At 36.7% G+C, this 20,500-nt stretch carries 11 protein-coding genes; all 11 read left to right on the top strand.

The window, feature by feature from the left end:
• The first annotated feature begins 3 nt into the window (after nucleotides 1-3).
• The 11 genes from C1631_RS07930 (at nucleotide 4) to C1631_RS07980 (ending at nucleotide 20,340) form a co-directional block, all read left to right on the top strand.
• Complete coding sequence (locus tag C1631_RS07930) at nucleotides 4-1,947, top strand: RagB/SusD family nutrient uptake outer membrane protein (protein WP_109711588.1); 1,944 nt, start codon at nucleotides 4-6, stop codon at nucleotides 1,945-1,947.
• A 227-nt stretch (nucleotides 1,948-2,174) separates the two neighbouring features.
• Nucleotides 2,175-3,947 (top strand): ComEC/Rec2 family competence protein, encoded by a 1,773-nt coding sequence (locus C1631_RS07935; protein ID WP_109711590.1) that lies wholly within the window; start codon nucleotides 2,175-2,177, stop codon nucleotides 3,945-3,947.
• A 145-nt stretch (nucleotides 3,948-4,092) separates the two neighbouring features.
• Entirely contained in the window at nucleotides 4,093-4,755 is a 663-nt protein-coding gene (locus C1631_RS07940; RefSeq protein ID WP_109711592.1) for a succinate dehydrogenase cytochrome b subunit, read from the top strand.
• Between the two features lie 15 nt (nucleotides 4,756-4,770).
• Nucleotides 4,771-6,783 (top strand): fumarate reductase/succinate dehydrogenase flavoprotein subunit, encoded by a 2,013-nt coding sequence (locus tag C1631_RS07945; protein ID WP_103249531.1) that lies wholly within the window; start codon nucleotides 4,771-4,773, stop codon nucleotides 6,781-6,783.
• A 24-nt stretch (nucleotides 6,784-6,807) separates the two neighbouring features.
• Complete coding sequence (locus C1631_RS07950; protein WP_103249530.1) at nucleotides 6,808-7,575, top strand: succinate dehydrogenase/fumarate reductase iron-sulfur subunit; 768 nt, start codon at nucleotides 6,808-6,810, stop codon at nucleotides 7,573-7,575.
• 312 nt (nucleotides 7,576-7,887) lie between these two features.
• Nucleotides 7,888-9,432: a TlpA family protein disulfide reductase gene (locus tag C1631_RS07955; protein WP_109711594.1), complete on the top strand. Its 1,545-nt coding sequence runs from the start codon at nucleotides 7,888-7,890 to the stop codon at nucleotides 9,430-9,432.
• Between the two features lie 109 nt (nucleotides 9,433-9,541).
• On the top strand, nucleotides 9,542-10,948 hold the full coding sequence (rlmD, locus tag C1631_RS07960) for a 23S rRNA (uracil(1939)-C(5))-methyltransferase RlmD (protein WP_109712330.1): 1,407 nt from the start codon (nucleotides 9,542-9,544) through the stop codon (nucleotides 10,946-10,948).
• Nucleotides 10,949-10,979: 31 nt separating this feature from the next.
• Nucleotides 10,980-11,456 carry a DUF6452 family protein gene (locus tag C1631_RS07965; RefSeq protein ID WP_103247468.1) on the top strand — a complete coding sequence of 159 codons (477 nt, stop codon included), beginning with the start codon at nucleotides 10,980-10,982 and terminating at the stop codon, nucleotides 11,454-11,456.
• Nucleotides 11,422-12,090: a DUF6048 family protein gene (locus C1631_RS07970; RefSeq protein ID WP_103247467.1), complete on the top strand. Its 669-nt coding sequence runs from the start codon at nucleotides 11,422-11,424 to the stop codon at nucleotides 12,088-12,090. Before C1631_RS07965 ends, C1631_RS07970 begins: the two co-directional genes overlap by 35 nt.
• A gap of 178 nt (nucleotides 12,091-12,268) precedes the next feature.
• Nucleotides 12,269-15,310 carry a reprolysin-like metallopeptidase gene (locus C1631_RS07975; RefSeq protein WP_103247466.1) on the top strand — a complete coding sequence of 1,014 codons (3,042 nt, stop codon included), beginning with the start codon at nucleotides 12,269-12,271 and terminating at the stop codon, nucleotides 15,308-15,310.
• 284 nt (nucleotides 15,311-15,594) lie between these two features.
• Nucleotides 15,595-20,340 carry a GEVED domain-containing protein gene (locus C1631_RS07980; RefSeq protein ID WP_103247465.1) on the top strand — a complete coding sequence of 1,582 codons (4,746 nt, stop codon included), beginning with the start codon at nucleotides 15,595-15,597 and terminating at the stop codon, nucleotides 20,338-20,340.
• The last annotated feature ends 160 nt before the right edge of the window (nucleotides 20,341-20,500 follow it).

Below are 20,500 nucleotides of genomic sequence, written 5' to 3' on the forward strand. Positions count from 1 at the left end.
ATTATGAATACAAATAAAATAAAAAGCCTGTTATTGCAGTTACTTGTTGTGACAACAATATCCTGTAACAATTTTCTAGACAGAGAACCCTTAGATACAGTTACCCCTAACGTATATCTGAAATCTGAACAGGATTTGGCTACCTATACCATATCATTATATAGTTTTCCTTCCCACGGAGACTGGAGTATAGGTACGTTTGGATATGATAATAATACAGATAATCAAGCTTCACCAAATGCTTCTGATCGCTGGAATCCAGGTTTATGGAGGGTAGAAACCAGTGGGGGAGTCTGGAATTTTGATAGAATTAGAGATATTAATTATTTTATTACCAATGTTGAAAAAAATTATGCAAAAAAAGAAATTACAGGCAATGATTCAAATATACGACACTATATAGGAGAAGCTTATTTTCTCAGAGCTAATGAGTACTTCAGTAAATTAATGAACTTGGGTGATTTTCCAATTATAAAGGAAGTCTATTCTGATGACAGAGCCATGCTCATAGAAGCTTCAAAAAGACGTCCAAGAAATGAAGTAGCAAGATTTATCATAGAAGATCTTAATAAAGCTATTGAACTTCTAAAACCAGGGCCTGTGGAGAATAAAAACCGTATCAGTAAGGAGGTTGCGCAGTTTTTAAAATCCAGAGTTGCATTGTATGAGGGTACCTGGGAAAAATATCATAATAATACTGCTTTTGTTCCTGGCGGGCCTGGCTGGCCAGGGGCAGGCAAAGATTATCTTTCCGGCTATTCTATTAACATTGATTCTGAAATTAATTATTTTTTAGGCGAGGCGATGGATGCTTCCAAAGCAATTGCAGATGTATTTCCTTTGGTAACAAATACACATCAAACCCAGACAAAAGCAGTATTCAACAATACTTATTTTAAAATGTTTTCTGATCAGGATATGTATCCATACAGCGAAGTTCTTTTTTGGAGACAGTATAGTTCCAAATTCCTTACCAATTCTACACAAAACTATTTAAATACCGGAGGAGGAACAGGTTATACCAGATCATTGATAGAATCGTTTCTCATGAAAAACGGCCTTCCCATTTACACTTCCGGATCTGGCTATAATGGAGATAAAGAATTAAGTGATGTCAGAAAGGATCGTGATGAACGCCTTCAACTTTTTTTGCTGGCACCAGAAGATGATATGGATGCATCCTCTACAGGTAATAAACTAGCGGGATACCCTAATATTTTAGATATCAATGAATCAAAATCCGTGACTGGGTATAAAGTAAAAAAAGGGCTGTATGGGGATCCGGCTTATTATGGTGGGAATACAAGTATTACGGGCAGCTTGATTTATAGAGCGTCTGAGGCTTACCTCAATTATATAGAGGCATGCTATGTTAAAAACGGGAGCCTGGACGGCAGTGCTACGGTATATTGGCAACAATTACGGAAAAGAGCAGGTTTACCAACGGATTTTTATGTTACAATTAATGCTACCGACCTTTCTAAAGAAGATGATTGGGCAAAATATTCACATGGTCAGTTAATAGATAGAACACTCTACAATATTCGCAGAGAAAGAAGGAACGAATTGATAGCTGAAGGAATGCGCTGGGAAGATCTTAAACGATGGAGAGCTTTGGATCAGATTAATAATTATCAGATTGAAGGAATGAACCTTTGGGAATCTATGTATAAAAACTATTCAGATAATGGCGTTAGTCGTCTCAGGGCAGAGCCGGAAGCAAATCCAAATGTATCTCCTAAGGCCAATAGCATTTATTTAAGACCTTATCAGATAACGTCGCAAAATAATAATTTTTATAATGGTTATAATTTTACACAGGCTCATTACCTGAATCCGATAGCTTATCAACATTTTTTATTAGCGTCTAACGGAGATCCAGGTAAATCAACAATTTACCAGAATCCTTATTGGCCTGTTCAGGCGGGCGGAGCTCCTATAAAGTAAAGTTGCCATTGTAGTAAAAATTAATAAACTTAGCCCCCTCTTTTTATCATAAAGTCTAAGGTAAACATCTTAGACTTTGTGATTATTTATAAAAATGCTTTTTAATTCTCATGTTTTAGAGGAAAAAATCAAGCGTTCTATTGATATCGTAAAGCCCCTTTATCTGTTTGTTTAGTATTTGCAAAATTCATCTGAATTCTTAACCTTCTGAAAATAACTTTTTAAAATTGAATAAGCAACCTCTTCTCATCCTGGCAATATGCTTTATTCTTGGAATTGTTTTCCAGGATAAGCTTTTGCTGAGAGATACATTAGTGTATGCTGTAGCAGTAGTTAGTTTTGGAATTTTAGTAGTATTATTTTTCCAATCTTACTTTTTGCATAAGATGAGACCAATTTTTCTGGGGTTTCTTTTTTTTGGAACAGGGATAATACTTCATTTCTACAATGTGCCCACATTCGAAAAGGAAATCATAGTCAATGGAAAAGAAACTATAGTTTTCAGAATTTCTCAGAAGTTAAACTCAACAGAAAAGTACAAAAAATATACAGGGAGGGTACAAGCAGGGAAGAAAAACTTTCTTTCAGTTCTTTATATTCCGAAGGCAAATAAAGAACTCGATTTTACTCATTATTATAAAGCTTATGCCTATATAACTCAACCTCAATCTCCGCGATATGACTTCCAGTTCGACTATGCCCGGTATCTAAAGCGTAAAAATATTGACTATCAGAGTTTTATTTCAAAAGAGATTTTAAGTGTGAACCGGGATGATGTAGGCTTTACTGACAATATCAGGCAATCTAGACTTGATATTCTCCAGAAAATTGCTCAAACTGAGATGGAAGCAAATGCCAAAGCATTTTTGAAAGGGATTATCCTCGCGGATAGAACGGAAATGGATCCCAGTACTGTGGAGGATTTTAGGAGATCGGGACTGGTACATTTATTGGCTATTTCGGGAACACATATTGTTGTGATTTTTGGCATGTTTTATTTTTTATTGGGACGTTTTATTCCCATACAATTCAGGAAATATGTAATACTGTTAAGTCTTGTTTTTATCTGGTTGTTCGCAGGTTTCATAGGTTTTGGGAATTCTGTTTTGAGAGCATGTATCATGTTGAGTATCTATTTTTCCTTTGTTCTGCTTCAGAGGAAACCTGACCTGCTTCACTCGTTGGCATTATCTGTGTTGATCATTTTGATTTTAGATACACAACAGCTTTTTGATGTAGGTTTTCAACTCAGCTATTTTGCTGTTTTAGGAATTTTTTGGTTAAATCAACCTCTTCTCCGCTACTTTCCCAAGCAGGATCATTATTTGAAGAAACTGATATTTAATACCATTACAATATCCTTGTCTGCCCAGTTGGCCACATTACCTCTGATTTTGTACTACTTCCATCAGTTTTCAATCATTTCGGTTATTGCTAATTTTTTTATCGTGCCTTTTTCAGAAATTATTATTGTCTTTTCATTTTTGATGACTGCATTTATAGCTTTAAGACTTGATTTTTACTTCATAACCATGGCGTATGACTTTGCTATTCAAATTTTGTTGAAAGCAATCCACTGGTTTGCTGAAGCGAATGTTTTGTTTTTTGAAAATGTACCTATGAGCCTGCCCGAAGTGTTGTCTCTGTTAGTAGTCGTATATGTACTGAGATCTGTCATCATAAAATTTAATGTTAAAAACACAATAAGATTGGGAAGCTTTTTTTTTATTTTTTTAATGATAAGAAGCGGATATCAAATTTGTGAAAATAAAAAAGAAGAAATACTATTTCTCAATATGGGGAAAACCAAAGTTTTTTTAATAAAACAAGGGGATAAAACCTGTTTCTGGACTTCAGAAAGTCCTGTTTCAAAAACGGCTCTGCAGTTTATTATCAAGCCCTATTGTTCTTCAAGAAGAATAAGACATTTTGACATAAAAACGCTTCCTGCATCTGTTCAAAAAGTAGTTTTTAGAAATACAATTTATGTGGTAAAATAGTGATTTTCTTCGTTCTGTTTTCTTGTATTTATAATATGTTAATTTCTTATTTAGAAAGATTACAAACTGCCTAATTGTGAGATTTCTCACTTTTCGATATTGTTAACATTTCTTAATTTTGTGGGAAATTCAAATTTAAACTTATATGGCAGGTTTAACGAGTTCTACGATAGGTAGAAAATACGCTATGGCATTATCAGCTATGTTTTTGCTGATTTTTCTTATACTGCATTTGACAACCAATTTGTTATCAGTCCTGAACAAAGATGCTTTCAACACAGCATCTGACTTTATGGGCTATAATCCTTTTGTGCAGTTCTTAATGCAGCCTATTCTTGGTTTTGCAGTAATTTTCCATTTTGCAATGGGATTTGTATTGGAAATTAAGAATAACAAAGCGCGTCCGGTAAAGTATGAATCAAACAATGCTTCTGTGAACTCTTCATGGATGTCTAGAAATATGATTATTTCCGGAGCTGTTGTTTTGGCTTTCCTAGCGCTTCACTTGTATGATTTCTGGTTACATGAAATCAATTATAAGTATGTGGAAGGAATTGCTCCTGATGCAGAACGTTTCTGGCCGGAACTTCATGAGAAGTTTGCAGATCTTTGGAGAGTGGCTTTATATGTGATTTCTTTCGTTTTATTGGGATTACACTTAGCTCACGGATTTCAGTCTTCATTCCAGTCTATCGGAGCAAGACATCCAAAATACACGCCGGTAATCAAAGCTTTCGGGAAATGGTATTCCATCCTTATTCCTGCAGGATTTATCATCGTTGCAGTTTTTCATTTTATAACTCAATAATATCAATATACTAGTATGAGTAAATTAGATTCAAGAATTCCGGCAGGTCCTTTAAAAGACAAGTGGAAAAATCATAAAGACCATATGAACCTTGTTGCACCAAACAACAGAGATAAGATTGATATTATTGTTGTAGGTACAGGTTTGGCAGGAGGTTCTGCAGCAGCTACTTTAGCTGAGCAAGGATACAATGTAAAAGCATTCTGCTACCAGGATTCTCCAAGAAGAGCACACTCTATTGCCGCTCAGGGAGGGATCAACGCAGCTAAAAATTATCAGGGAGACGGTGACTCTACTTACAGATTGTTCTACGATACCATTAAAGGTGGTGACTATAGAGCAAGAGAAGCCAATGTTTACAGATTAGCTGAAGTTTCTGCAAATATTATTGACCAGTGTGTTTCCCAGGGGGTTCCTTTCGGAAGAGATTACGGAGGTCAGTTAGATAACCGTTCATTTGGTGGAGTTCAGGTAAAAAGAACTTTCTATGCAAAAGGACAAACCGGACAACAGTTATTGTTAGGAGCATATTCTTCAATGAGCCGTCAGATCGGTAAAGGGAGAATCAAGATGTACAACCGTCATGAGATGTTGGATCTTGTAATTGTTGACGGAAAAGCGAGAGGAATCATTGCAAGAAACCTTGTAACCGGTGAAATTGAAAGACATTCAGCTCATGCTGTGGTGATTGCTTCCGGAGGTTACGGGAATGTATATTTCCTTTCTACTAATGCAATGGGATCAAACGTTTCTGCAGCCTGGAAAATTCACAAGAAAGGAGCATACTTCGCAAACCCTTGCTATGTACAGATTCACCCGACTTGTATCCCAGTTCATGGAACTCAGCAGTCTAAACTGACTTTGATGTCTGAATCATTAAGAAACTCTGGAAGAATCTGGGTTCCTAAAAAGATTGAAGATTCAGTAGCAATCAGAGAAGGTAAGCTAAGACCTGAAAACATTAAAGAAGAAGATAGAGATTATTATTTAGAAAGAAGATATCCTGCATTTGGTAACCTTGTGCCTAGAGACGTTGCATCAAGAGCTGCTAAGGAAAGATGTGATGCCGGATTCGGAATCGAAAATAATGATACTCAGGAAGGTGTTTACCTGGATTTCTCTACAGAGATCATGAAAAAAGGTAAAGAAGCCGCTATCGAAAAACATATTCACAATCCTACAGATCAGCAGATTTATGATCTTGGTAAGAGCTGGGTTGAGGAGAAGTACGGTAACTTATTCGTAATGTACGAGAAAATTACTGCTGATGATCCTTACAAAACTCCAATGAAGATTTATCCTGCAGTTCACTATACAATGGGTGGTGTATGGGTTGATTATAACCTTCAGTCTACAATACCTGGATGTTTCGTAATCGGTGAAGCAAACTTCTCAGATCACGGAGCCAACAGATTGGGAGCATCTGCATTGATGCAAGGTCTTGCAGACGGATATTTCGTACTTCCTTATACAATCGCAGATTACCTTTCTGCAGATATCAGAACAGGGGCAATTCCTACCAATTCAGCAGCATTTGACGAAGCTGAAAAAGGAATTAAAGAAAAAGTTGAATTCTTCCTGAATAATAAAGGAACCCATTCGGTAGATCATTTCCACAAGCAATTAGGGCACATCATGTGGAATAAAGTAGGAATGGGAAGAACTCCTGAAGGATTAAGAGAAGCAATCAAAGAAATTGAAGAAGTAAGAAATGACTTCTGGAAAAACGTAAAAGTTCCTGGTGAAGGAGAAGGAATGAACACTGAGCTTGAAAAAGCATTCAGAGTAGCAGACTTCCTTGAATTGGGTCAGTTGATGGCTATCGATGCACTACATAGAAACGAATCTTGTGGTGGGCATTTCCGTGAAGATCACTCCACTCCGGATGGTGAAGCGGAAAGAGATGACGTAAACTACAAATACGTCGGAGCTTGGGAATATCAGGGTAACGATATCAACGCGGAAGTGTTGCATAAAGAAGAACTGATATATGACAACATCGAGGTTAAAACTAGAAGTTACAAATAATCTCCAACCTATAAATATAAAATTATGAGTGCAAAAAAAGGCTTACATCTTACGCTGAAAATTTGGAGACAAAAAAATAGTAAAACTAAAGGTCAGTTTGAGACCTATAAAATATCAGATGTTTCTACAGATTCTTCATTTTTGGAGATGTTGGACATTCTGAACGAAAATCTAATTAACGAAGGAAAAGAACCAATTGCTTTTGATCATGACTGTCGTGAGGGAATCTGCGGAATGTGTTCTCTTTACATCAATGGTAGAGCGCACGGTCCGGATACAGGTATTACAACTTGTCAGCTTCACATGAGAATGTTCAAAGACGGTGAAACAATCGTTATTGAACCTTGGAGAAGTGCTGCTTTCCCTGTTATCAAAGACTTAATGGTAGACAGAAGTGCATTCGACAGAGTAATGGCTGCAGGTGGTTTTATTTCTGTAAATACTTCAGGAAATACATTGGATGCCAATGCAATGCCGGTACCTAAAGAAGATGCAGACAAGGCTATGGATGCTGCTGCTTGTATCGGATGTGGTGCTTGCGTAGCTACTTGTAAAAATGGTTCTGCTATGCTATTTGTTGGTGCTAAGGTTTCTCAGTATGCTTTATTACCACAAGGTAGAGTGGAAGCGAAAAGAAGAGTTCTGAACATGGTGAAAGCAATGGATGAAGAAGGATTCGGAAACTGTTCAAACACAGGAGCTTGCGAAGTTGAGTGTCCTAAAGGTATTTCTCTTGAGAATATCGCAAGAATGAACAGAGAATACATGGCTGCTCTTGTAGATCAAGGATAGAATTGATTCAAAATATGTAAAAAATCGTCTCCATTTCGGAGGCGATTTTTTGTATGTATCATTATTTGCTGTTAAAGTTTGTTAACTTATTGATGTTCTTTAGGTATTCTTTATTTAATAAGTATATATTTGGAGGGTAGTTGAATGGGATTGTGAAATGCATTTTCGGGGATTTTTTATAAGTAAAAAATTGAAAGACAAAGTGTTTGTAAAGTCCCTTTTGATCGACTATAATAAATTTTTTAAAAAAAATAACCACTGCGAATTAAGAAGCCCTAAAAAGCGTATTTTTGTGTAATATTAAAAATTGAAATGAAAAAATATCTTTTATTGTTTATCATCGCGATCTTCGTGATGTCTTGTTCAAAAAAAGTAGAATTAAAAGGAAAAATTACTGGAAGTTCACCATTGGAAAGAATTGAATTTGTTGAAGCTTCTGGAGTAGGAACCCTACCTTTAATTAATATAGGTCTGGATAAAGATGGGAATTTTTCGGGAAGCTTTGATGCTCCTAAAGATGGGATGTATGTCATCAACTACGCCAACAGACAAAATCTGATTTATCTGGAGAAAGGGCAGAATGTTAATATTTCTGGAAATGGAGCTACTTTCCCGAACGAATATGTAATCACAGGTGATGCTAAAAAAAATAATGACTTTCTTGCTGCAAGTCAGAAGTTTCTGGCAACTTATGCCAGCAAAGTTAATTTAGGAGCATTGATGGGTGGAGACGAAGCTGCATTTTTAAAAGGAATGCACAAAGTAGAAGCTGATATCAATAAGAATGTAGATGAACTTGCACAAAAAAATAATCCTAGTAAAGGACTATTGGCCTGGAAAAAGAATGACGTTAAAGTAACAATTCTTAACCTGCTTGCCAATTATGAAATGTCTCATGGTCCAATGTCAGGGAATCCATCATATAAAGCGACTAAAGCTTTCAAAGATTATGAAACATCATTAGATAGCGATAAAGATGCAATGGTGAAAACTATCCCATTGTACAGACAATACCTGTTGGTGAAAATGACTCCTGATTTCCAGAAATATGCTGAAGCAAATGGGAAAGGAAAGACGGATATTACGACTTCTGAAATGTTTGCTCAGTATTTAAAAACTAAAAAAGACCTTTCTCAAACTGCAAAAGATTATCTTTTGGCGTTTGTAATGGCTCAGGCAGATATTCATCCAACAACACCATCTAAAAATATCGACAAAATCAAAAAGATTATTGATACCGATATTAAAGATGCTACGATCAAAAGTGACCTGTTGAAAATGCAGGTAGCTATTACAGGGCTTAAAATAGGAGAAGCTGCACCAGAGGCACCTTTAGTAAAACAAGATGGCAAATCGTATAATCTTTCTGAAAACAAAGGAAAGCCATATATGTTATTTTTCTATGCTTCATGGAATCCTTACATTGGGGAGGCTACCGTTCCGGTTTTAAAAGAAGTAGTAAACTTTTACAAATCTAAAATGAACTTTGTATTTGTGAATGTAGATGATACAAAAGATCAGTTTGTAAAAACAAGTAATTCTTTATTAAAAGGAGTTCAAGGAGTAAATGTGTACGGAGAGAAAGGAATGGAATCTGAAATTGCTAAAAAGTACGGTGTTTACGGATTTAAATTACCTTGCTATGTAATTATTGATAAAGACGGCAAAATTGCCAGCAGATCATTTGTCAATTTAGGTGAACAGGAATTGGTAGTTATTCTGGATAAACTTACGGGACTTTCCGCTCCAAGAGTAGACCCAAATGCTCAACAATTACAGCCTCAAATGCAGATTGATCCTGCTGCACAACAAGCAGCTCCACAGCCTGCAAATCCACAACCGGCTCAGACGAAATAATAAACTTTCATATAGTTGAAAACCTTATCCTCGGATAAGGTTTTTTTTATTGTATTTTTGCAGAATGGAACCGAAAGGTTTCATTCCTAGAAAAAATAGAATTTGTAGAATGAGAAAGAAGAAAAATATTGTTCTTGAAAATATTAAGCTGGTGGCTGCCGGGGCAAAAGGAGTAGCGATTGGTAGAACAGAAGAAGGGAAAACGGTACTGGTTTCAGGTGCTATTCCCGGAGATATAGTCAATGTAAGAGTAAAAAAAGCCAAGTCCAATTACTATGAAGGTGAAGCGGTAGATGTTTTGGAACCTTCTCCATATAGAGTAGATGCGAAATGTGTTCATTTTGGAACTTGTGGAGGTTGCAAATGGCAGAATATGAGCTATGAAAAGCAACTTGATTTTAAGCAGGGGGAAGTATATAATAATATAAAAAGAATTGGTGGGATTGATGATTTTGAGACCATGCCAATCTTAGGTGCTGATGAACAGTATTTTTATAGAAATAAAATGGAGTTTTCTTTCTCCAATGCAAAATGGCTTACTCAGTATGAGATAAGTTCTGAAGAGAATTTTGGGAATAGAGATGCCTTAGGTTTCCATATTCCTGGAATGTGGAGTAAGATTTTAGATCTTAAAGAATGTTTTCTTCAAGAAGACCCATCTAATGCGATTCGTTTAGCTGTGAAAAACTTTGCAGTAGAAAATGGATTAGATTTTTTTGATGTCAGAAATCAAGAAGGCTTTTTAAGAACCTTAATGATGAGGCAAAACTCTAAGGGAGAATGGATGGTTTTATTCCAGCTATATAGAGAAGAGAAAGCTAACAGAGAAAAACTTTTTCAGTATTTATTAGAAAAATTCCCGCAGATCAAAACGTTGGTTTATGCTATTAATCCAAAACAAAATGATTCTATTTATGATTTAAATATCAATATTTATTTTGGAGAAGGCTTCTTAATGGAAGAAATGGATGGGCTAAAGTTTAAAATAGGACCTAAGTCATTCTTTCAGACCAATTATAAGCAGGCTTTAGAGTTGTATAGAAAAACATTAGAATTTGCAGATCTGAAAGGAGATGAAGTTGTGTATGATTTGTACACAGGAACAGGGACTATCGCCCAATATGTTGCAAGAAATGCAAAGCAGGTTATTGGTATCGAATCTGTGCAGGAAGCAATTGACGCAGCCATTGAACATGCGGAATTAAACGGCCTTACCAATACCACTTTCTATTGTGGAGACATGAAGAATGTCTTTAACGATGAATTTATGGAAAATCATCCAAAAGCGGATGTATTGATCACTGACCCTCCAAGAGATGGGATGCACCAGAAAGTGGTTGAGCAGATATTAAAACTTGCTCCTGAAAAAGTAGTGTATGTAAGTTGTAATTCTGCCACTCAGGCAAGAGACCTTGCATTAATGAAAGATCATTATACTTTAATAAAAATATTACCGGTAGATATGTTCCCACAAACTCATCATGTGGAAAATATTGCTCTATTGGTTAAAAAATAAATTTAATTAAATTTGAATTTCAAATCTTAATATGAAGTATTTTAAAATTCTCATACTGGCCTGTTTTTTAGGAATGCTCTTCTCATGTGGTGGAGATGACGATATCTGCGAAAGTGGTGAAGGTACTCCCAGAATTAGGGTTGCTTTTAGAAATGCTGACGGCAAAGAGATAACGGTGGATTCCCTATATGTCGCTGTAGATTATGGTACGGGAGCTATTGTAGATTTAGGTAAAACAGCAAATAATTCATCGAGATTGATTCCTTTGCGTGTTGACGATGTACCTTATACTGATCTTTATTTTAAAACCAGAATTAAAGGGCCACAATCAAAGGTGAGGGTAGGTTATACTACAAAATCTGCTTATGTCTCGCCTGGATGTGGTATTAAAAAAACTTATGAAAATTTAACTTCAGAATTAATAACCCCTAATGTTGTCAAAAAGGTAGAATTAGGGCTAAATCAAATAGAGAATGAAAACAAGACTAATCTTTTCCTTCTTTTTTAGTATAATAGGAATACTAGGCTGGGCGCAGGAAAAAAAAGAAGTGAAAAAGGAAAAAAAGGAGCATTGGAAATATGAACCCAACTTTATGGTTGGTTTTGATGCCCTTAATGCAGGTGTTTCTTTTTTCTCTGACAGAAAAGTATATCAGGGATTTGTTTCCTCAAAATTGAATGGAAATGTGCATCTAATTGCAGAAGCTGGTTTTGAGAAGAATATATATCAGAAGAATGGTTACGATGCAAAAGCAAATGGTCCTTTTGCTAAATTAGGAGCATTTTATATGCTGGCGAAAGATGCAGAAAATGAATTTAATGGATTTTATGCCGGGGGAAAAGTAGCCGGATCATTCTACAATCAGGAGTATATGGCAATTCCTGTTCGTGGATTTGGAGGAAGTAGTTCTTCAGTAGCTTTTCCGTCATCATCTCAATCTTCTTTTTGGCTGGAAGGTACATTAGGGGGGAGGGTACAGCTCTTTAACTCAAATTTCTATATAGATGTAAATCTTCAACCGAGGTACATGGTATATACCTCAAAACAGGATGATATCTCTCCAATGATTGTTCCTGGATTTGGAAGAAGCTCTTCCAAGTTCAATATGGGATTTGCATGGAATCTTGCCTATAAGTTTTAATAAAACTATTTATTGCCTTTTAAAATATATACAATACAAACTTTAATAATTTTAAAGTTTGTATTTTTTTTAATGAATTCGGCTGTTTGATGTATGTTTTTGAAAAATATAGTATTATTTCATTTATATAATTCATAAAATAGTTATATTTGGCGGAATTATAATTATGTTTTAATTTATGAAAAGACTATTTACTGCCTTACTGCTTACTTTTGTAGGAGGAGCAGCGTTCGGTCAATGGACGCCAACTTCCTTTAAAGGTGACAGTAATAAAAGAAGTACAGGATTAAAAGCTGATGGTTCTAGTGTAAGAAGTAACGGGTACTATAAATTAGATCTCGACTTACTAAGATCTCAGTTAAAGAATGCTCAGGAAATGGGAGCTAATTCTGTTCCTGTTGTAATTTCTCTTCCTACAATGGATGGGAAGATTGAAAGATTTAATGTATACAGTTTTCCGGTTGTTGTAAAAGAGCTGGCAGATAAGTTTGATTTAGGATCTTATGTGGGAGCGAGTATTGATAATCCTACTAAGTATTTGAGATTTAGTTTAGCACCAAATGATTTCCAGTCTATGGTTATTGATGGTGATAAATACGAATTTATTGAGCCCACCTCTGCTGATCGAACGGTATATGCTATTCACCCAAAGACAAGAAAAAATCGTGACTCTTTCTTATGTTCTACAGATGAATCTCCTGCTGCAAAAAAGCAGATAGATGATTTGTTGAAAAAAGGGCAGTCTTTCTCAAATCAGACGACAACTTTTGCAAAAAGTTCTGATAAGAAATTCAGAACAATGAGATTGGTGGTTTCAGTTACAGGAGAATATACCCAATATTTTATGACTCAGGCAGGAGTTCCAGCAACTGCGACTGATGACCAGAAAAGAGCTCCTGCATTGGCTGCAATTAACGCTACTTTAAGCCGGGTAAACGGAGTTTTTGAAAAAGATTTTGCATTGCACCTGAATTTACAGAACTATCCGAACGTAATTTATATAAATCCGGCTAATGATCCTTATTCTGGTGCACAGGCTGGTGCAGGAGGTGCCTGGAATCTTGAATTGCAGAATACATTATCCAATGTAAATAATGTAGGTGATACTAATTATGATATTGGTCATTTATTCGGTAAATCCGGAGGCGGAGGTAATGCAGGATGTATAGGATGTGTATGTATTGATCCTACACCAAATGTTCCTAAAGGAAAAGGCTCAGGATTTACTTCTCCTTCTAACGGAATACCGCAAGGTGATGCTTTTGATATAGATTATGTTGCTCATGAGATGGGGCATCAGTTAGGAGGTAATCATACTTTCTCTCATAATCTGGAAGGAAGCGGTGTTAATATGGAACCGGGATCTGGATCTACTATTATGGGATATGCTGGAATTACTGGTGGTCTTGATACGGATGTTCAACCTAATTCCGATCCTTACTTCCATTCAGCAAGTATTGGGCAGATTCAAGCGAATTTAATTGCTAAGACTTGTGACATTGAAACAGCAATCAATAATAATCCACCGGCAATTGATGATTTGCCAACATTTACTATTCCTAAAGGAACTGCTTTCGCGTTAACAGCAACAGCAACAGATCCTGAAAATGATCCATTGACTTATACTTGGGAAGAAGTTGATGATGCCGACCTGCCTATTGATCGTTTCAATTTAGGACTTACTACTACCGGAGCTTCGTTTAGATCAGTTTCCCCAACAACTAGCCCAACAAGATATTTTCCAAAATGGGAAAGTGTATTGACAGGAACATTAACTAATTCAAATAATACTTGGGAATCTGTATCAACGGTAGCAAGAACAAGTAAGTTTTCCGTTACAGTAAGAGATAATAATACCAATGTACAGCAACAACAATCTTCTGTTAAAACTCAGACAATTAATGTAGGTGATAATGGACCTTTCAGAGTTGCTAATCAATATGCTGATGTTAATACGCCGACTCCGGTTCAATGGGTGGTGGCAAATACTAATGCTGCTCCTTACAATGTTGCTAATGTAAAGATTGATTATACTACAAATAACGGAACTACCTGGACTGTATTGTCAGCTTCAACTCCTAATGACGGATCTGAGAACTTTACTTTCCCTTCTGCATTAAACGGACAAACGATTAAAGTGAGAATTTCTGCAATCGGAAATGTTTTCTATGCTCTTGGATCTGTAACGCTAGGACCTTTGGCAGCGTGTAGTTCTGCTGCACCAACGAATGTCGTGGTAAATAATATTACTATGCATACGGCGAGTGTGTCATGGATGTCTTATACAGGAGCAACGTACAAAGTACACTACAGAAAAGTGGGTACAACGACCTGGACAGAAGTGGATAGCACTATTCCTTCCATTAATATAGCTGGTTTGGTAGATGATACAACGTATGAAGTTCAGGTTGCTTTAGTATGTGGTGCAACAGTAGGTACTTACTCTGCGTCTGTAAACTTTACAACACCAGCATTACGTTATTGTTCTACTGTTACAAATGATCAGGATTATGAGTATATTCAAAATGTGACAATTGGTAATATAAATAATACTTCAGCAAGCAGTACATATACAAACTATACTACAAATACAGCGCTTCATGTTAACTTGACAAAAGGAACGCCTCAGCCTATTTCTGTTACATTAGGTAATACAGGAGCTGCTGATTATGATGCTGTAGTAGCGTTTATTGATTTCAATAAAGACGGAATTTTCTCTGAATCTGAAAGAGTACTGGATTATCCTATTACATTGACTCAACCGGGAACTGTAGTTAGCGGAACATTTAATATTCCGGGTAATGCTGTGGAAGGAGAAGCTTTAAGAATGAGAGTTTTAGGCGGTTGGATTGGTGCTGGTCCTAATGGCTCATATGTAGGATTATCATTACCTCCTGACTTTTTATGCGGACTTAATGTTGGTTACGGAGAAGTTGAAGATTATAACGTATATATTACAAGTAATTTAGGTACCTCTGAAAGCAACTTTAAAAATAGTGGCATCCAGTTATATCCAAACCCGGCTACTGATGTTCTTAATATAACTAAGGTTTCTGATAAAGCAACTTATAAGATTTTCGGAGCTACGGGTCAATTGATCAATACTGGAAATGTAAACAGTGGAAGGATTAATATTTCATCTTTAATTAAAGGGGGATATATCATTACCATTGATGAAAAAGGACAGGAATTGTTCAAGTCTAAATTTATCAAAAAATAATATATTTGTAAATAATGTTAAATCCCTGGCTATTTCCGGGGATTTTTTATTTTTAACCATATGTGTAATTATTGTGTAATTTTTTCAAAAAAATTACGTTTAATGAATAGTTCACAATGAAAAAATCATTAGATTTGTGTAAATATTAAAATATTAGCTTATGGTATAAAATTATTCTTTTTATTGCAGTTTATCTGTAAAAGGCGATGTTTCAAGAATCGCCATGACACTAAAATTTGAACACTTAGAATTACTTATTGTTATCATTATTAAATTTTTAAAATATGAGTGGACTTTTACTCTGTAAAATGAGCCGGCCTATAAGGGGGCTCATAACCTTGCTCTGTATAGTCTTTGGACTGCTCGTGCAGGCACAAACAGTTATAGTTGGTACAGGAACAAGTACTCAAAGATTTCCCCTCGGATCTTACTACGGATTCGAGCGATCAGCATCACTTTATACGGGTACGGAAGTCGGAACATCCGGAAGTATTCAGTCTTTAGCCTGGAAAGCTACCGGATCACTGAACATAACTCTTCCGGTAAAGATTTATGTGAAATCTGTACCAAGTACAACAACAACGATTACTTCACAAAACTGGTCTAGTACAATTTCTGGAGCAGCCTTAGTATACGACGGCCCTGTCAGTAATATAACAGCAGGATGGTATACCGTAGCATTGCAGACTCCTTATTATTATAACTCAGCTGATAACCTTATGGTTTTAGTTGAAACCAACTTTGGTGGATCTGGAGGAGGAGGAGGAACAACAGGTGCTGCTTTTACTTATTCGACAGCGACCTCAAGACATATGTACTATCAGAAAGATAGTTCAGCTCCTACGGATACCGATTTGGGAACGGTTACAGCAAACAGACCAAATGTTCAAATAACTTTTGGTCCCGGACCTGCATGTTTACCAGCGGGTGCGTTAAGTTTAGGTACTGTAACGGCAACAAGTGCAGTATTAAACTGGACAGCACCTTCTCCAGCTCCGGCAGGAGGATACGAAATTTATTATTCAACTACCAACACAGCTCCTACTGCTGCCACTGTACCCACACAAACTGTAGCAGCAGGTGCAACAGCGACACTTTCTCCGTTGACACCTGATACAACTTATTATGTATGGGTAAGAGCCAGATGTAGTGGAACGTCGGAAAGTACCTGGTCGGGACCGATAAAATTAGTGACACCACCTACATGTCCGCCTATGCCGACAACCGGAACGTTATCTCTAGGTACAATTACGCAAACAAGTGCAGTCTTGAACTGGACTGCTTTTTCTTATGTTCCCGCACAGGGATATGATGTGTATTATAGCACCTCTAATACCGCGCCAACAGGAGCTACAGTGCCATCGCAAAATGTACCTTCCGGTACAACGGCAACACTTTCTCCATTAACACCTAATACTACATATTATGCCTGGGTGAGAGCGAGATGTAGTGCTACAGATCAAAGTGCCTGGAAAGGACCGATTTCTTTCTATACCGGATATTGTGTACCAACAGGAGGTACCAGTTCAACTTCGTATTATCTGAATAACATTACGTCTACGGGGGGGATTTCGAACTTAAACTATACTGCAAATGCCTATTCTGCATATGTAAACAGTACACCTACAGCGTTTTCTGCTATACCAACCACTTCAGTAACAATGAATCTGGCTTCAGCAGGAAACAATACATACTATTATTATATATGGGTAGATTGGAATAATGACTTTGATTTTAATGATCCGGGAGAAGCTATTCTGAATACAAGTACAGGTGGATATGCTGCAACGGCAACCGGGGTCATCCCTATTGCTGCCAACCAGGCACCAGGTACTTACAGAGTAAGAGTAGCAACTACATATTCTGGTACTCTTAACCCTTGTGGTCCGGCAAGCTCCGGAAATTACGTAGACTTTGCATTAGAGGTTATTGCGTTACAGCCATGTAATGCAAACCCTCCAAGTAATATTACCGTTTCAAATATTACAGCAAGTACTGCTGTTGTAAACTGGATTCCGGCAATAGGAGCTACTTATACTCTTCGATATAGAAAAGTAGGAGCTGCTACATGGCAACCTTCTGTGAACCTTACAACTCCACTGTCAAACAGTTATACTATTGTTAACTTGGAAGACAATGCCCAATATGAGGTTCAGATTGCAACAACATGTCAAGGTAATCAGGGAGCATTTTCAACAAGTGTGAACTTTACCACACCTACTCTTACCTATTGTACAAATACACCCCCTAATACAACTTCAGATGGTTATATTAGTAAAGTAGTGGTTACACCTACAAACGGGCCATTAATGGTAAGTAATTCTGGATATGATGTTTATAAAGATTATTCTGCTGATCCTACCCGTTTAATTACTTTAGTAAGAGGAACAACAGGAAATAAAATAAGCATCACCAAATACTGGCCGGGCTCTTCATCCAGCTTTGGTATAGGTGTATGGATTGACTTAAACAGAAATGGAATTTTTGAAGCTAGTGAGAGATTTGTTACGGGAGCAAGTAATACCACTGCCACTGTGACAACAGCAACAGCTGGTTTTACAATCGCATTGCCTCCGGATCCGACTACGTATTCAGGACCGCTTGTTACAAAAATGCGTGTTGTGATGATGGATGGTACTGTTTCTTCCCCTTGTGGGCCATTTTCAACATTTAATGATGGTGAGGTGGAAGATTATGCTGTGAAGCTTATTGATCAACCAGTATGTACTACAACACCTATCACAAGTATAACTGTTTCAAACCTTACTGATATCAGTGCTACTTTCTCCTGGACTGCGGCTGCGAATGCTACATATCAACTCCGTTACAGAAAAGTAGGGACGACGGCTTGGACAACAATATCCCCTGTGCCGGCTCCTGGTAATGTATACACAGTAGATCCTACAACACCGTTAACAGAGCAGACTTTATATGAAGTTCAGGTATCAACAAAATGTGGTACAGGTGCTTTTGGAGCATATTCAACATCAACACAATTTACAACATTGCCAATACAATACTGCCAGATGACGGGTAGTGGTGATAATGACCACATTGCGAATGTTACTGTATCTTCTGCTAACCTGGGTGTACTTCCTATGAGTAATAATTCTGTTCAGACAAATTATATCAGCTATACAACACCGGAAACCCTTATTACACTAGATGTTAATTCTCAGAATAATAAGATTTCGGTAGGAAAAGGATGGACAGGTTCAACAGGTAATGATGCTGTTTCTGCGTGGATTGATTTCAACAGAAACGGTCAGTTTGAAACCAACGAGAGAATTCTTAATACAGCAGCAAGTACAACTACGCCTGTTACAGCTTTGTTTGATGTTCCTGCTACTGCTTATACAGGACCTATGGCTAATACTACAATGAGAGTAGTATTAAAACGTACCAGTGCACCGGTGATGTGCCAGAATGCTTTGAACGGAGAAGTAGAAGATTATAGAGTAACGATCAGACCATGTAGTACTGCTACTCCAAATGCACCTACATTTACACGAACTCATAATTCTGTTGTTATTACATGGACGGGGGCAGCTAGTAATGTAAGTTATGTTGTAAGATATAGAGTACAGGGAACTACTACCTGGACGGAAGTTTTTGCATCTACATTATTAGGTAATATGCCTCTTACGATTAATGGACTTACTCCTGCAACAACTTATGAAGTTGAGATTGCTGCCATTTGTGGGACGACAATCGGAACAGCTACACCTATCAAAACATTTACAACGAGATGTGACCCTACACCTCCAACAGTTAATGTAAGTAATATTACTCCAACAACAGCCATGATTACATGGGCGCCTCTAGCTGCAAGTTCTACTTACACTATGAGATGGAGAAAAGTAGGAACAACAGGATGGCCAAATGCAGATATCCTTCTGCCTGCTTCTCCTGCAAATACCTATGTACTTGGTAGTGTAATTCCTTTGGAGCCATATACTACATATGAAGTTCAGATTGCTAATAAATGTGATGGAGAAACTACATTAAATACATACTCCAATCCTAAAGTATTTACAACTGAAAGAATATGTATACTTCCACCTCCGGGATTAACAATTACTCAATTATTGCCTACATCTGCGGAAGTTCAATGGGACCCTTTCCCTGGAGCAACCTATGTACTTCGATACAGAAAAGTAGGTATTCCAAGTTGGACAGAGATTTCTACACCAGTTAATAATATTGTGTTAGATGGTCTTACAGAACTTACAAAATATGAAATGCAGGTAGTAAACATCTGTAATGGTACACCTGGAAACTATACTCCTCCTTACTATTTTACAACACCAACTGTAATCTACTGTAAGATGGGTTCTGGAAGCGCTACAGGTGAGCATATCTCAAAAGTAACCGTTAATCCAAATGGAAAGCCTAGCATGACAAATGCTTCCGGAGCATCTACTTATACAGATTATACCGGAGTTCCTAAAACATTCATTGAACTGATTCAGGGATCTATTGATAATGAGATTATCATTGAGAAAAAATGGACGGGTAACACTTATAATGAGGGAATTGCTGTCTGGATCGATTTCAATAGAAACGGAGAGTTTGATATTAATGAAAGAGTATTCACTTCATCTCCAAATACAACATCTCCTGTGTCAGGGAAATTTAATGTACCTGTTGATGCATTTGTAAGTATGACTGATTATAAATATGTGGTCATGAGAGTTGCGATGGAAAGAGATGGTATTCCTGTAAGTTGTACCAACTTTAAAAATGGAGAAGTTGAAGATTATACGGTAAGAATTTCTAAAAAAGGAGTTTCAAATCCGTTAGATCAAACTGAAATCATGATCTATCCAAACCCGGTAAGCTCAGTATTGTTTGTTAAAAATATCAGCAAAAAAGCGAAATATAAAATTTACAACGCTGCAGGGCAGGTAATTGCCGATGGTATCTTACTCAACAACCAGATTAATGTAAGCAGATTAATTAATGGAGTGTATGTACTGGATATTGATGATAACGGAAATACTGCTCAGAAGAAATTTATTAAGGAATAATAAACTAAATCTCTAATAGAATAGGCCTCCAGAAGTGGAGGTCTATTTTTTTATTCTGTCATTCTTTTTTTTGCAATTTTAATCAATAATTCAACATGTATTGAATTTTTTAACTTAAATTCAATTAAATGTTTAAATTTTTAATTTAACATGTGTTTTA

It is taken from the genome of Chryseobacterium phosphatilyticum, assembly GCF_002899825.2.
In the GTDB taxonomy this organism is placed as follows: Bacteria; Bacteroidota; Bacteroidia; order Flavobacteriales; family Weeksellaceae; genus Chryseobacterium; species Chryseobacterium phosphatilyticum.